At 59.2% G+C, this 13,757-nt stretch carries 14 protein-coding genes; 4 read left to right on the top strand and 10 right to left on the bottom strand.

The genetic code is table 11. The annotated features are described in order from the left end of the window. Positions 1-43 precede the first annotated feature (43 nt). The 5 genes from HU715_RS05110 to HU715_RS05090 form a co-directional block, all read right to left on the bottom strand. Entirely contained in the window at positions 44-925 is an 882-nt protein-coding gene (locus HU715_RS05110) for a manganese catalase family protein (RefSeq protein WP_186710505.1), read from the bottom strand. 249 nt (positions 926-1,174) lie between these two features. After that, positions 1,175-1,552 carry a con-10 family general stress protein gene (locus HU715_RS05105; protein ID WP_186710506.1) on the bottom strand — a complete coding sequence of 126 codons (378 nt, stop codon included), beginning with the start codon at positions 1,550-1,552 and terminating at the stop codon, positions 1,175-1,177. Positions 1,553-2,215: 663 nt separating this feature from the next. Continuing rightward, positions 2,216-2,464, bottom strand: coding sequence for a metallothionein (locus HU715_RS05100; protein ID WP_186710507.1), 249 nt, complete (start codon positions 2,462-2,464; stop codon positions 2,216-2,218). 27 nt (positions 2,465-2,491) lie between these two features. Then, complete coding sequence (locus tag HU715_RS05095) at positions 2,492-2,758, bottom strand: hypothetical protein (protein WP_186710508.1); 267 nt, start codon at positions 2,756-2,758, stop codon at positions 2,492-2,494. 62 nt (positions 2,759-2,820) lie between these two features. Further along, positions 2,821-3,330, bottom strand: a complete 510-nt coding sequence (locus HU715_RS05090; RefSeq protein ID WP_186710509.1) for a ferritin-like domain-containing protein — start codon at positions 3,328-3,330, stop codon at positions 2,821-2,823. A gap of 177 nt (positions 3,331-3,507) precedes the next feature. On the opposite strand from HU715_RS05090, the gene HU715_RS05085 reads away from it, so the two are divergent. Continuing rightward, positions 3,508-4,335, top strand: coding sequence for an NAD-dependent protein deacetylase (locus HU715_RS05085; protein ID WP_186710511.1), 828 nt, complete (start codon positions 3,508-3,510; stop codon positions 4,333-4,335). A gap of 116 nt (positions 4,336-4,451) precedes the next feature. On the opposite strand, the gene HU715_RS05080 is transcribed toward HU715_RS05085, so the two are convergent. After that, complete coding sequence (locus HU715_RS05080) at positions 4,452-5,354, bottom strand: LysR family transcriptional regulator (protein ID WP_186710513.1); 903 nt, start codon at positions 5,352-5,354, stop codon at positions 4,452-4,454. 166 nt (positions 5,355-5,520) lie between these two features. Between HU715_RS05080 and HU715_RS05075 the strand changes: the two genes are divergently transcribed. From HU715_RS05075 to HU715_RS05065, 3 genes are read left to right on the top strand one after another with little or no spacing between them, the layout of a single operon-like run. Next, the gene (locus HU715_RS05075; RefSeq protein WP_003200117.1) at positions 5,521-6,219 is read left to right on the top strand and encodes a CoA transferase subunit A; all 699 of its coding nucleotides are present in this window, start codon (positions 5,521-5,523) and stop codon (positions 6,217-6,219) included. A 35-nt stretch (positions 6,220-6,254) separates the two neighbouring features. Further along, positions 6,255-6,920, top strand: a complete 666-nt coding sequence (locus HU715_RS05070; protein ID WP_003180355.1) for a CoA transferase subunit B — start codon at positions 6,255-6,257, stop codon at positions 6,918-6,920. A gap of 11 nt (positions 6,921-6,931) precedes the next feature. After that, positions 6,932-8,113, top strand: a complete 1,182-nt coding sequence (locus HU715_RS05065) for an acetyl-CoA C-acetyltransferase (RefSeq protein ID WP_186710515.1) — start codon at positions 6,932-6,934, stop codon at positions 8,111-8,113. A gap of 876 nt (positions 8,114-8,989) precedes the next feature. Here the strand turns inward: HU715_RS05065 and HU715_RS05060 are convergent. The 4 genes from HU715_RS05060 to HU715_RS05045 form a co-directional block, all read right to left on the bottom strand. Beyond that, positions 8,990-9,877, bottom strand: a complete 888-nt coding sequence (locus HU715_RS05060) for a DMT family transporter (protein WP_186708383.1) — start codon at positions 9,875-9,877, stop codon at positions 8,990-8,992. Between the two features lie 97 nt (positions 9,878-9,974). Further along, positions 9,975-10,868, bottom strand: coding sequence for a dihydrodipicolinate synthase family protein (locus tag HU715_RS05055; RefSeq protein ID WP_186708381.1), 894 nt, complete (start codon positions 10,866-10,868; stop codon positions 9,975-9,977). 100 nt (positions 10,869-10,968) lie between these two features. Beyond that, positions 10,969-12,204: an aromatic ring-hydroxylating oxygenase subunit alpha gene (locus HU715_RS05050; RefSeq protein ID WP_186708379.1), complete on the bottom strand. Its 1,236-nt coding sequence runs from the start codon at positions 12,202-12,204 to the stop codon at positions 10,969-10,971. A 275-nt stretch (positions 12,205-12,479) separates the two neighbouring features. Continuing rightward, positions 12,480-13,448, bottom strand: coding sequence for a LysR family transcriptional regulator (locus HU715_RS05045; protein WP_186708377.1), 969 nt, complete (start codon positions 13,446-13,448; stop codon positions 12,480-12,482). Positions 13,449-13,757 lie beyond the last annotated feature (309 nt).

The raw sequence follows: 13,757 nt of genomic DNA, 5'->3' as shown, positions 1-13,757 counted from the left end.
GCTCGAAATATCAGGCGAGGGAGTCGCCTCCCTCGCCATTTGTTTACAGTTTGTCACCTTGCATCCCCGAACCCAAGTCGGCGCCTGTGGTGGGGTTGCTTTCAGGGTTGGACATCGTCCGCGCCTTCATGTCCATCAACAGTGCTTCGTCCTTTTCACTCAACTGGACGCTGGCCAGGCCATCGCCACCGTCGACCGCCGGAACCGGATTCTCGACGAACTCCCAGTCCTCGCCCTGGTTCCATGGACCACGCACGGTAGGCTCACCCTGGGACATGTTGAAATACACGTTGGTGAACTCCGGCATGCCGGGCAGCTTACCTTGTGGGAAGTTGGGCTGGATGGCATGCAAGGCTTTTTCGAACGACAACTGATGGGCGATTTCACGGGTCATCAAAAAGCCCAACGCTTCCTTTACCCCCGGGTCGTCAGTGACGTTCATCAATCGCTCATAGACAATTTTTGCCCGGGCTTCAGCGGCGATGTTGGAACGCATGTCTGCCGTCGGCTCACCGATCGTGTCCACATAAGCGGCAGTCCACGGCACGCCGGCGGAATTGGTTAATGGCGAGCCGGCACCGTACAGGAGGCTGGTGATATGAGAGTCGTTACCGGCACCGTTGATGTCCCGGTACAGTTGGCCCTCCTTCTCCACCCCTTCAGCCATCTTGCCCTTGGCGCCCTTGTTCAACATGACGATGATCGAGCCGATCACTTCCAGATGGCTGAGTTCTTCGGTGGCAATGTCCATCAGCAGATCCTTGCGCCCTGGATCGTCCTCGGACAAGGCCTGGGTGAAATAACGCGACGCCGCCGCCAATTCCCCCTGGGCGCCACCGAACTGCTCGAGCAGCAGGTTGGCGAGTCCAGGATTAGGCTCAGCGACACGTACGGTGTACTGCAATCGTTTGTTATGTAGAAACATGATTGAACTCCTCGCTCAGGCACACTTCATGGGAACACTGTCGACGACAGGCCCATGAAAAATCTGAAGAAGCTAAACGAATAAAATTTAGTTTTTTGTTCAAGACATAAGACGAGTGGTTAATTGCAACTCACTCATCTTTTAAGCAGTCAATACATCAGTAAAGCCGGGCATAAATACCCGACTTTTAATATCAAGGCCGGAACAGGTCCCATGCCAACGGCACGGGACCTGCGAGACCACGGGACATTACGATTTACGACCGCCACCGTGGCTGTTTTCACCGCCTTTCTTGCCAGCTTCGGAGGCTTTTTCCCGGTCGTTGGCAAAGTTGCCACCCGACGCCTGGCCACCTTTGCGGCCGGCTTCCGAAGCCCGCTCAGGGTCGTTGGCAAAATTACCACCCGAGGCTTGCCCGCCTTTGCGGCCGGCCTCTGCAGCACGTTCCGGGTCGTTGGCGAAGTTACCGCCCGACGCCTGGCCACCCTTGCGTCCAGCCTCGGATGCGCGTTCCGGATCGTTGGCAAAGTTGCCGCCCGACGCCTGGCCGCCTTTTTTCCCGGCTTCCGATGCCTTCTCACGATCGTTAGCGAAATTGCCAGGGTTGTTATTACCTGTGTTAGCCATTTCATTCACCTCGTTAGTTGATGTCAACGAACCTGCCGGCTCGTCCTATTCGGAAAATTTGACGCCGTTAAGGTTTTAAAAAAGAGCTGCAAACGGCGACGAACGGTCAACATCCTTATTTATATCCCCACTGCCCGGGTATTTATTGCGCCAGCCTATTAAACAAGCGGCGATTGATTGGCAGTGTTAAATACCGAAACTTCGTCCAACGAAGAAACCTGTGGGAGCGAGCTTGCTCGCGATGGCGTTGGACCTGCTGGCATATAGGTTGGCTGTGCCGCCGTCTTCGCGAGCAAGCCCGCTCCCACAATCGCCCTGTGTTGTACCCAAACCTCAAGGTCATCCAATAACCCTGTGGGAGCGAGCCTGCTCGCGATGGCGTTGGATCAGCCTGCATTGGTGCTGACTGACACACCGCTATCGCGAGCAAGCCCGCTCCCACAATGGCCCCGCCTTCAACATTAAAAAACAGTGCGTGTCTTTCCACGCTGTCCGCCAAGGGCCCGGTGGCGCCGGCACCCCATTGCACCGGTCTCGTCACCCAAGCCTCGCGCCGTTCCAGGAAGCCAAAACTCGCGGGCTGCCGGTGTTGTCTTGCACCACCGCACTGACCGGCTTGCGGTGTCCGGGCACCCTGTCGCCGATGCCCGGATAGAGCAATTGTCAGGGTGAAATCGGGTCACTGGCCGGGAACGTTTCTTCCAATGCTTCATCCAGTTGATTGTTGGTAATGTCCCGCTCGCCGACCTTGCCACTTCGTTCGCAATGACAATCCGCCGACGGACACGGCTCGCCATTGGGGTGTTGTTCTGCGCAGGCCTGGCTGCAATAGGCCTCGCCGTCATGATTGAACACCCGCTCGGGATCTACCTCGCAATGGCAGCCGGGGCAGCCACAACGCAGCTCGCTCATGTTCGTCCTCCTGGGGACCGGGTGTTGTCACGATCCCACCAGTAATTGAACCTCCAGGTTGGCCGCCGCGACGCCGTGCTTCGCTACATACACCTCGTCGGTCCAACCTTTGGTCAGGTTGCGATACGTCTGGGTGCCAAGGGCCGTTGTGTCCCATTCCATGACATCGCCGATGTCGACGTCATTGGCGGGCCCCAATTCAAGCACTGTGTGGCCCTCCTCTTCCGACACGTAGACACCCACCCTGGCGCTCTGTCGATTGATGGCTCTTACCTCACCGGTGGTCTGCTTCATACCTGTCCTCTTTTCTTTTGACGGCAGGTTTGGCGCGGTCGGGCCGCGCCACACTTTTCACCTCAGCGCTTGGCTTCGGTGTGCGGATTGGCCGAGCGTTCCAGGAACGCTGCGGTAATCTGCGGCAGGTGATCGCGCAGCCATTCAGCCATGGCGATTTCCTGGGGCAGAATCTGCTCGCAAGCCCTTTGGGTTTCCACATCGCCAGCCACTTTCGCCGCCTCGATCAACACGGTGTAGGACGCGATCTCCAGGTTCTCGAAGACGTAGCCACTCATGGCGCCCTTGACCACTTCGTCACTCATCGCCATGCCGCCCATGGCTTGACCGAACGCCATCAGCTTGCCGGCCATGTCCTTGAGCATCGACGGGCTACCGCCCAAGCGCTGGATGCACTGTTCCACCAGCTTCTGCTGCCCGAGCGTCTCCTCGATGTGCTGTTCGATCCGGGCCTTGAGGACCGGGTAATGTTCCAGGCGCTCGGCCTGGGCCTTGAGCATTTTCTCCGCTTGCTGTTCCATGGCATGGGCATCGTTGAGCCAATCCAGCAGGTTCTCTTTAGGGGTTGCCATTGCGTTCTCCTTATCAGTGTCATTGGCGCACTGCAGTGCGAGAGCTTTGAGATAGCGCACATAAGGTGGATGTCCCACGCCCGGGGAAAGTTTGAAGAAACACCTGCGCAGGGCGACGAAAGGCGTGCGGCAAGCCCGCTGCTAACCTCAACGATTCCAGGCCAGCGGAGAACCCACATGCCCGACGATCTTCAGCGTGACCCCGTCGAACAACTGCAGCAGTACATGGCCGGGCGCCGTTTCCTGGTGCTGACCGGCGCGGGAATCAGCACCCCGTCCGGCATTCCCGACTACCGCGACAGCGACGGCGTGCGGCGGGGCAAGCAACCGATGATGTACCAGGAGTTCCTCGCCAAAGCCGAGGCGCGACGGCGCTATTGGGCGCGAGCGATGCTGGGCTGGACACGCCTGCGTCAAGCCCGACCGAACCAGGCCCACGAGGCCTTGGCGGCATTACAAGGACAGGCTCGCATCAGTGGCCTGATCACCCAGAATGTCGACGCCTTGCACGACCAGGCCGGCAGCCAAGGCGTCATCGAACTGCACGGCAGCCTGCACCGTGTGCTGTGCCTGGATTGCGGCCAGCGCAGCGAGCGACAGCAGATTCAACACTTGATGGAAGCTGAAAACCCTTACCTGGCCGGCGTCGATGCGGTGCAGGCACCCGATGGCGACACCCTGCTCGACCCGGCGTTCGAGGCGCGCTTCCAGGTGCCCCGTTGCCCCCATTGCGAGGGCGAACGCTTGAAACCCGATGTGGTTTTCTTCGGTGAAAACGTCGCCGCCGCCACCGCGACCCGCGCCACCCAGGCGGTGGAACAGGCGGATGGGCTGTTGGTGGTGGGCTCATCGTTGATGGCGTATTCGGCGTTCCGCCTGTGCCGGGCGATCAAGGACCAGGGCAAGCCGCTGCTGGCGATCAACCGAGGCAAGACCCGGGCTGATGAGTTGCTGGACTTGAAGGTCGAAGTACCGTGCGAAGAACTGCTGCCACTGTTGATCTGATACCACGCAATACCCTCTGTGGGAGCGGGCTTGCTCGCGAAGGCGGTGGGTCAGTCGATATCTGCGTAGCTGACCCACCGCTTTCGCGAGCAAGCCCGCTCCCACAGGGATTGTGGTTACTTCGATATCAACTGTACGGGCAACTCCTGATCCCTCAGCGTATCGAACAGCGCCTGCGCCGCCGCCGACAGCTCATGCCCCGGCTTGGTCAGCACCCCGATGGCCCGTTCGATCACCGGATCGCTCAACGTGATGCAGCGGGCCCCCAGCTCATGCATCTGCCCGACACACAGGGCCGGCACGGCACTGACGCCCAGGCCGCTGGCGACCATCCGCCCGACGGTCGCCAGTTGATGGCTCTCGAACTCCACGGGCAGTTTCATACCTCGGGCCTGCAGATGCTCCTCCAACATCACCCGAACGGTGGAGGGTCGTTGCAACGTGATGAATGGCTGCTCCAGCAAGGTTTCCCAGTGGATTTCGTCGCGCTGGGCAAGCGGCGAGTCCAGCGGCACCACCGCGACGAAGCGATCGAGATACAAGGGCGTGAACGCCAACGACGAACCCTGCATCGGTTCGAACGCCACGCCCAGTTCCACATGACGATCACGAACCATTTCCAGCACCTGTTCGTTGATCACGTCGTTGACCGTGACGTTGACATTCGGATAGCGGGCGCGGAAGGTCTTGAGGATCGGCGGCAGTAGGTTGCCGGCAAACGACGGCATCGCCGCCAACGTCACGCGACCGCGCTGCAAGGTGAAGCGCTGGCGCATTTCATCCTCGGCGTTGTCCCAGTCGGCCACCAGCCGGCGGGCCAGGGGCAGTAAGGACTCACCTTCGGGGGTCAGCGCCACGTTACGGGTGTTGCGGCTGAACAGGCGGCCACCGAGGCCTTCTTCCAGGGCCTTGATGGTCAGGCTCAGGGCCGACTGGGACAGGTGCAGCCGCTCGCCGGCCACGGCGAAGCTCAGGCTCTGGGCCACGGCGAGGAAGGCGCGGATTTGCTTGAGGGTCATGGTCGCTCTGCTTCCAGCGGCAAGTGGTTAGCTTCAAGCCGCAAGCGGATGCCGGCAATTATTGAGTTTTATCAATCAATACAATCTAAAAATCAACTTAACAAATATATGACTTGGCGCAACACTGCATCCCATTGCGACCCCATCAAGAATAAAAGAGGTGTCTATGGCAGGTTTCGACAAACGCGTGAGCTCTTATGAGGAAGCGCTGGAAGGCTTGAAGGATGGCATGACTGTCATCGCCGGCGGCTTCGGCCTGTGCGGTATCCCGGAAAACCTGATCGCCGAGATCAAGCGCAAGGGCATCCGCGACCTCACCGTGGTGTCCAACAACTGCGGCGTCGACGGTTTCGGCCTCGGCGTGCTGCTGGAAGACCGGCAGATTCGCAAGGTGGTCGCCTCCTACGTCGGCGAAAACGCCCTGTTCGAGAAACAGCTGCTGAGCGGCGAAATCGAAGTCGTGCTCACCCCCCAAGGCACCCTCGCCGAAAAAATGCGCGCCGGTGGCGCAGGCATCCCGGCGTTCTTCACCGCCACCGGCGTCGGCACGCCCGTGGCCGAAGGCAAGGAAGTGCGTGAATTCCACGGCCGCCAGTACCTGATGGAAGAATCCATCACGGGCGACTTCGCCATCGTCAAAGGCTGGAAGGCCGACCATTTCGGCAATGTGATCTATCGCCACACCGCGCAGAACTTCAACCCGCTGGCCGCGACGGCGGGCAAGATCACCGTGGTGGAGGTGGAAGAAATCGTCGAACCCGGCGAGCTGGACCCGACGCAGATCCACACCCCTGGCATCTACGTCGACCGGGTCATTTGCGGCACGTTCGAAAAGCGCATCGAACAGCGCACCGTGCGTAAGTGATCCCCTGCCCCCGGCCCGAATGAAGGAATAACACCATGGCACTTTCCCGCGAACAAATGGCTCAACGCGTCGCCCGCGAAATGCAGGACGGCTACTACGTGAACCTGGGCATCGGCATTCCGACCCTGGTCGCCAATTACATTCCCGAAGGCATGGAAGTCATGCTGCAATCGGAAAACGGCCTGCTCGGCATGGGCGCGTTTCCCACCGAAGCCGAAGTCGACGCCGACATGATCAACGCCGGCAAGCAGACGGTCACTGCGCGCATTGGCGCGTCGATCTTCTCTTCGGCCGAATCGTTTGCCATGATCCGTGGCGGCCACATCGACCTGACCGTGCTGGGTGCGTTCGAGGTGGATGTCGAAGGCAACATCGCCTCGTGGATGATCCCCGGCAAACTGGTCAAGGGCATGGGTGGCGCGATGGACCTGGTGGCCGGTGCCGAGAACATCATCGTCACCATGACCCATGCGTCCAAGGACGGCGAGTCGAAACTGCTGCCCCGTTGCAGCCTGCCGTTGACCGGTGCCGGTTGCATCAAGCGCGTGCTGACCGACCTCGCCTACCTGGAAATCCAGGACGGCGCCTTCATCCTGAAAGAACGTGCCCCGGGCGTCAGCGTCGAGGAAATCGTCGCCAAGACCGCCGGCAAATTGATCGTGCCGGACCACGTCCCTGAAATGCAGTTCGCTGCCCAGTGAGGAGAGACTCGATGCAAGAAGTCGTGATTGTCGCCGCTACCCGTACCGCCATCGGCAGCTTCCAGGGTTCGCTGGCTGCCATTCCCGCACCGGAACTCGGTGCCGCGGTGATTCGTCGCCTGCTGGAACAGACCGGTTTGTCCGGCGAACAGGTCGATGAAGTGATTCTTGGCCAGGTGCTGACCGCAGGTTCCGGACAGAACCCGGCGCGCCAGGCGTCGATCCTCGCCGGCCTGCCCCATGGGGTGCCGGCACTGACCCTGAACAAAGTCTGCGGCTCGGGCCTCAAGGCGTTGCACCTGGGCGCCCAGGCGATCCGCTGTGGCGACGCCGAGGTGATCATCGCCGGCGGCATGGAGAACATGAGCCTGGCCCCCTACGTCCTGCCGGCCGCTCGCACCGGCCTGCGCATGGGTCACGCGAAGATGATCGACAGCATGATCACCGACGGCTTGTGGGATGCCTTCAACGATTACCACATGGGCATCACCGCCGAGAACCTGGTGGACAAGTACGGCATCAGCCGCGAGGAGCAGGACGCCTTCGCCGCCGCGTCCCAGCAGAAGGCGGTCGCCGCCATCGAAGGTGGGCGATTCGCCGACGAGATCACGCCGATCCTGATTCCCCAGCGCAAAGGCGATCCCGTGGCGTTCGCCGCGGATGAACAACCGCGCGCCGGTACCACCGCCGAATCCCTGGGCAAGCTCAAGCCGGCCTTCAAGAAGGACGGCAGCGTTACGGCGGGCAATGCGTCCTCGCTCAACGATGGCGCCGCCGCGGTGATCCTGATGAGCGCGGAAAAAGCCAAGGCCCTGGGCTTGCCGGTGCTGGCGAAAATCAGTGCCTACGCCAATGCCGGCGTCGACCCGGCCATCATGGGCATTGGCCCGGTCTCGGCCACCCGTCGCTGCCTGGACAAGGCCGGCTGGTCCCTGGACCAGTTGGACCTGATCGAAGCCAACGAAGCCTTTGCCGCTCAATCGCTGGCCGTGGCCCGGGAACTGAAATGGGACATGGACAAGGTCAACGTCAACGGCGGCGCCATCGCCTTGGGCCACCCTATCGGCGCCTCGGGGTGCCGGGTCCTGGTGTCTCTGCTGCATGAAATGATCAAGCGCGACGCCAAGAAAGGCCTCGCGACCCTGTGCATCGGCGGCGGCCAAGGCGTGGCCCTGGCGCTGGAACGGGCGTAACCGACACGGGTTCAACAGGGGTTGTGCGGACCCACGAATATCCGCGCAGCCACTGGCACCACCCCCGGCGCGACCTCGGTTGCGCCGGTTTTTTTTGCCTTATTTTAATCTGTATGGCTGCTGCCGCCATCGCGAGCAAGCTCGGCTCCCACAGTGGATTTGTGGTGTCAGCCATATCTGCATCCACCACAAAACCCTGTGGGAGCCGAGCTTGCTCGCGATGGCGGCGGTACATTCAGCATTCCGGTGACAGGCACACCGCTTTCGCGAGCAGGCTCGCTCCCACAATGGACTTGTGGTGCCAGCTATATCTGCGTTCACCACAAAACCCTGTGGGAGCCGAGCTTGCTCGCGATGGCGGCGGTACATTCAGCATTCCGGTGACAGGCACACCGCTTTCGCGAGCAAGCCCGCTCCCACAATGGACTTGTGGTGTCAGCCATGTCTGCGCTCACCACAGAACCCTGTGGGAGCCGAGCTTGCTCGCGATGGCGGCGGTACAGTCAATACTGATGCAAGCTGACCCACCGCTTTCGCGAGCAAGCCCGCTCCCACAGTGGACTTATGGTGTCAGCCATGTCTGCGCTCACCACAGAACCCTGTGGGAACCGAGCTTGCTCGCGATGGCGGCGGTACATTCAGCATTCCGGTGACAGGCACACCGCTTTCGCGAGCAGGCTCGCTCCCACAATGGACTTGTGGTGCCAGCCATATCTGCATTCACCACAAAACCCTGTGGGAGCCGGGCTTGCTCGCGATGGCGGCGGTACAGTCAATACTGATGCAAGCTGACCCACCGCTTTCGCGAGCAGGCTCGCTCCCACAGTGGATTTGAGCTGTACGCAGTGCCTGTGTTGCTCGGTATCTGCCAGGCCACTACCCTTTCGCCTTGATCGCATACATGCCACCGGCAATCACCAGACACGCCCCCACCACCGTCCAGGTGTCTGGCAGTTCGCCGAATATCAACAGGCCAATCAGCGTGGCAAACACCAGCAGCGTGTAGTTGAACGGCTGGAGCGTGGCCGCGGTTGCATACTTCAGCGCCTGGAGAAATAACAGCTGGGCCACCACGCCTGTCGTGGACAGTACCGCAATCAGGCCCCATTGCGTCGGGCTCGGCGCCACCCATCCGGGAAGGCCTACCGAAGTGATGGTGATCGCGCCGAAGAAGCCCATGTACAGCATGTTCGTGGCGAACGAATCATGCTGGCTGATCCGACGCGTCAGCACACTGAAGACCGCGAAACCCAAGGCAGACGCCAGCGGAATCAGCGCTACAAGCTCGAAGACACCGGTGCCAGGCCGAAGGATGACCAGCGTCCCCGCGAAGCCCACGGCGGCGGCAACCCAACGACGCACGCCGATGAACTCACCCAGGAACACCCCAGCCAACGCCAGTGTCATCAAAGGGAACACCGCATACAGGGCATGCATTTCCGCCAGTCCCAGATAGCGCAGCCCCCATCCAAACAGCACGATTTCACCCACCCCGACCAATGCACGGATGACCTGCAGGTAAGGATGGCGGCTTCGGCACGCGGTCCGCAGGCTGCCCTGATAGACGCTATAACCCACAGCAAAAGCCAGGAACGCCCAATAGCGCACCATCACCAACTGCGCGACGGGAAGGTCTTTGACCAGCACCTTGGTGATCCCGTCCTGGCTGGCAAACACCAGCATGGAGAGCAGGCACAGGAGAATGCCGAACTGGGGCCTGGGAACGTCATACGCTCGTGCAGCGCTGTCCAACTGATTGCTCATGGATCATTCCATCTGGAGGGAAATTGCTGCTTCGTGACGCCGGGCATCATCCATGCCCGGCACGCCATTCGCGTCATCGTAAGCCTGGGCCCGGTTGTCAGGCGAGCTCAGACTCGAGCGCGATCAACGGCGCAAGGGCAACCTTGAGCACATCGATTTTATCGGCGGACAAACGCGCCAAGGGCCGACGCGGATTCCCCGCCCCATAACCGCTGATCTCGGCAGCGGCGTAGACCGACTGCACATAGTCACCCTGCCAGATCAACGACATCACCGGCTCGATCGACCGCCAAACCTCCCGGGCACGTGCCCAGTCCTGTTTCATGGCAGCCTCCACCACGGCAACACAAGCGCGCGGGGCCATGTTCGCCCCGCCCCAGATCAAGCCCGCGGCACCGGCGAAGAGCGCGTAGGGCACCAGCGCGTCGGCGCCATTCATCGTCGGCAGACCCGTGCGGATCAGCGAGGCTTGGGCGGCAAGGTCACCACTGCTGTCCTTGACCGAGACGAAGTGGGGTATCTCGCTCAGCCGGCGGAACAGCGACGGGGTCACTTCTATGCCCACCGCCTGGGGCACGTTGTAGCCTATGATCGGCACCCCGACCTCAGACACCGTCGAGTAGAAATCGACGATGCCCTGGTCGTCGGTGGGGCCTTCGAAAAACGGTGGCAACACCATGACGCCGTCGGCGCCACATTCAGCGGCATGACGGGTGCGCTGCACCACTTCGTCCGCCAACAAGGCAGAGGTTTGCACAATAACGCGAGCACGCCCCTTGAGGACCTTGGCGCCGAAGGCCACCAATTGCCGGGACTCTTCCTGGCTCAGGTAGACATGCATGCCGGTCCCCGAGCTCAGGACAAAACCCTGTACACCAGCAGCCAGATAGCGCTCGAGCAACGTCTCAAAGCGTGGATAGTCAATCTTGCCTTGGGGATCGAACGGCGTGGTCACGGCCAGGTTGAGGCCGGAAAAAGCGAATGCGGACATTGGATCGTGCCCCCTTTCTTGCTTTCCTGATCGGACGCACCGACAGCCCTTCCCGGGCTGTTTGCACGCAGTAGTGGCAACACCTATCGTCGCAGGGAAATCAGCTCACCGATTTAAGTGGAATCTGGGCCTGGAGGCGCGTCAGCATGGTTTCGCAGTACCAATCATCGAACTGGCATACGCCATTTTCCGCAATGTCCGAAAAGGGTCCCGGCTCATAAGTCGGCGAGGTCACACCGGCCTGCGTGCCTTCTACCAAACGACGGTCTTGATCGTTGGTGGCCAGCCAGACCTTTGTCAGCCGGTCAATCTCATAGTCCACACCTTCAACGGCAGTACTGGGCACCAGCCATTTGGTGGTCACCAGCGTTTCGCCGGGGCCGATCGGAAGCACCCGGAAGCTCAAGGCGTGATCGCCGAGAAAGTGGTTCCAGGTAGACGGGTAGTTGAAGTAGAGCAAGGCGCCAATATCCGGCTCGCCGCTTTTATCCAGGCGTCCCGCCACGGCAGGTTTACCGTCCATGGTGTAACTTACGGCGCCTGCGGACAGTGGAATGCGCGTCATACGAAAACGGCCATTCGGATCCATGACCAGCTTGCTGGGCATACCCGCGGTTTCACAGCGATTCCAGTGGGCGGTCAGTTCCGGATCATCTTCGCCCCCGACCCCGGCCACCGAAAGGTTCTCGACAAAAGAGTTCATCAACTCGGGATGCGTACCGTCACAATGGAAACACTCGCGATTGTTTTCAAATACGAGCTTCCAGTTACCCTTTTCGATGAGGTTTGACTCGAAAGCCACCTTGCAGTTATCCAGGAAATGAGGGGCGATGAAAGGACTTACAGAGTTCCTGAAACTTTCGAACTCAGGCGCCTCGTCAGCGACGCAGACATAAATGTAGGTATGAACAATTTCACAATGAACAGGTTTCAGATTGTATTGCGTCCTGTCGAAATCGCCCCCCATATTACCGGCAAACAAAAGGCTGCCATCCAGTTCAAACGTCCACTTATGATAAGGGCAGACGAGTTTCGCGACTTTACCTTGGGCGTGCTCGCAAACTTTGGAACCACGATGACGACAGGCATTGTGAAAAGCCCGGACCTGGCCACTTTTATCCCTGATGATCAAGACGGGATAGTCGCCAATCTGCAAGGTCAAGTATTGCCCGGGCTTTTCAAGCTCAAAAGTATGCCCGGCAAAAATCCAGTCCTTGTGCCAGATCTGCTCAAGATCCTGACGAAAAACCTCAGGTTCAATATACAGTTCACGGGGAAGCGCGTGGCGCGCCTTACGCTTTTCAATCAGGCCGATCACGGATGCCTTGGTATTCATTATTATCCTCTTCACATCAACCTGACGGTTAATGGCAAGTACGTCCAGAAAACGGTGTCATGGCCAACGGATCCTGTGCGCTGAAATGTCCAACGCCGCCGTTGAATTAATATTTTTCAACCATGTTTAATACGAAGGGTACGGTAGCCTGCCCAGCCGGCAAAACTACATTTTCGTTGCTCAACTGATAACTTAGCGTTATGACCCAGCGAATTCAGAAAATACCGTGCCGACCATCGCTACCGACCGAGGAGACTTGAAGGAAGCGGGGGAATTTATACGCTCCACCTGGAAAACTTCGAAAGAATCCAGTCGCGCACTCTCCGACAGGCATCTTCGTATTCAGTCCTTTCATTGCAGGCCACGTAATGAAGGCTGTTTCGAAGCGTCACCTGATGCTCGACAGGGCGAACGAGCTGCCCTCGCTCGACCATTGCCCCGACCAGCTGGTTCCAGCCCAGTGCGACGCCTTGATGGGTCAGGACCATGTTCATGATCAGGTTGTAATCATTGGCATGAAAAATAGGCGGACAGTCGGAAGGACGCTCATCGATATCAACGTTCAGAAAAGCCAGCCATACCCCCCAATCCACATGTTCAGCCACGCCCGACCGTCCATAGGGACTCAGGTTGAGCAGCGAAGAATCGCGCACCCCTTCCAGCGAGGTCAGTTCGGGATGCGCGTCCAAAAACGCCGGAGAGCAAACTGGATAAATAATATCGTGGCACAACTGATGACTCTTGTACCCGTCTCCCACTTTGCGAATTTTTGAAATGATGATGTCCGGCTCTATGCCCGGCTCCATATTCACAAAGTTCTGAGTGGTAATCAGATTGAACTCAATATCCGGGTTAGTCGCACGAAACTCCGGAAGATGCTCTGACAGCCATAATGCAGAAAAGGCCGGTGAGCAACAAACCGTCAGGATATGTTTCTGCGTCGGCGCGGTACGAATCCTTTCAGCCGCCTGTGCGATATTAACGAAGGACAGTTGCGCCGCCTCGAAAAAAATCTTTCCCTCGGCGGTTAGTTCTACCGTGCGCCCGGCACGCATGAACAGTTGAGCGCCCAACGACTCCTCCAGTTCTCGAATCTGCCGACTGATCGCGGCTTGCGATACGCACAGCGCCTCCGCTGCCCGCGTGAAGCTTTCATATTTAGCGGCGGCGACAAATGCTCTGACGGCCCGAAGGGAAGGCATTCTAAGCAGCAATGTATCAGGGTCTACGTGTCTGCTGAGCATGGTAAGCCCTCATCCTCCTGTCATCCGCGGAAGCGGCGGAGCCTAACTCAATAGCCTAGCCCAGGCCATACCAACGCGTCGTGATTGGACCAAGGCGGTCGTTTCGGCGGGTCTGGATAACGTTAGGTTATCCATAAAGCCCTGTAAATGTTGTTGGATTTAAAACCAGGATACTTATAGATTGAAAAAAAGCCCGAGCCCAAGGGCAAACAATAAAAAACAGGTACATGTCATGCGCAGATCCATCTTTTATTACTGCCCGCCTAAATTACCAACGTTCGAATTCAATTCGATTTCGTGCGCTTGTAG

This window comes from Pseudomonas zanjanensis (assembly GCF_014268745.2).
GTDB classification, from domain to species: domain Bacteria; phylum Pseudomonadota; class Gammaproteobacteria; order Pseudomonadales; family Pseudomonadaceae; genus Aquipseudomonas; species Aquipseudomonas zanjanensis.
This window is presented reverse-complemented; position numbering and strand designations above follow the sequence as displayed.

What these genes read in the sequence shown, in the direction of transcription:
- HU715_RS05060 (WP_186708383.1), bottom strand. Translation starts at nt 9,877, where the DNA reads ATGAGCAATCAGTTGGACAGCGCTGCACGAGCGTATGACGTTCCCAGG.
- HU715_RS05110 (WP_186710505.1), bottom strand. Translation starts at nt 925, where the DNA reads ATGTTTCTACATAACAAACGATTGCAGTACACCGTACGTGTCGCTGAG.
- HU715_RS05050 (WP_186708379.1), bottom strand. Translation starts at nt 12,204, where the DNA reads ATGAATACCAAGGCATCCGTGATCGGCCTGATTGAAAAGCGTAAGGCG.
- HU715_RS05095 (WP_186710508.1), bottom strand. Translation starts at nt 2,758, where the DNA reads ATGAAGCAGACCACCGGTGAGGTAAGAGCCATCAATCGACAGAGCGCC.
- HU715_RS05070 (WP_003180355.1), top strand. Translation starts at nt 6,255, where the DNA reads ATGGCACTTTCCCGCGAACAAATGGCTCAACGCGTCGCCCGCGAAATG.
- HU715_RS05100 (WP_186710507.1), bottom strand. Translation starts at nt 2,464, where the DNA reads ATGAGCGAGCTGCGTTGTGGCTGCCCCGGCTGCCATTGCGAGGTAGAT.
- HU715_RS05055 (WP_186708381.1), bottom strand. Translation starts at nt 10,868, where the DNA reads ATGTCCGCATTCGCTTTTTCCGGCCTCAACCTGGCCGTGACCACGCCG.
- HU715_RS05065 (WP_186710515.1), top strand. Translation starts at nt 6,932, where the DNA reads ATGCAAGAAGTCGTGATTGTCGCCGCTACCCGTACCGCCATCGGCAGC.
- HU715_RS05080 (WP_186710513.1), bottom strand. Translation starts at nt 5,354, where the DNA reads ATGACCCTCAAGCAAATCCGCGCCTTCCTCGCCGTGGCCCAGAGCCTG.
- HU715_RS05090 (WP_186710509.1), bottom strand. Translation starts at nt 3,330, where the DNA reads ATGGCAACCCCTAAAGAGAACCTGCTGGATTGGCTCAACGATGCCCAT.
- HU715_RS05045 (WP_186708377.1), bottom strand. Translation starts at nt 13,448, where the DNA reads ATGCTCAGCAGACACGTAGACCCTGATACATTGCTGCTTAGAATGCCT.
- HU715_RS05075 (WP_003200117.1), top strand. Translation starts at nt 5,521, where the DNA reads ATGGCAGGTTTCGACAAACGCGTGAGCTCTTATGAGGAAGCGCTGGAA.
- HU715_RS05105 (WP_186710506.1), bottom strand. Translation starts at nt 1,552, where the DNA reads ATGGCTAACACAGGTAATAACAACCCTGGCAATTTCGCTAACGATCGT.
- HU715_RS05085 (WP_186710511.1), top strand. Translation starts at nt 3,508, where the DNA reads ATGCCCGACGATCTTCAGCGTGACCCCGTCGAACAACTGCAGCAGTAC.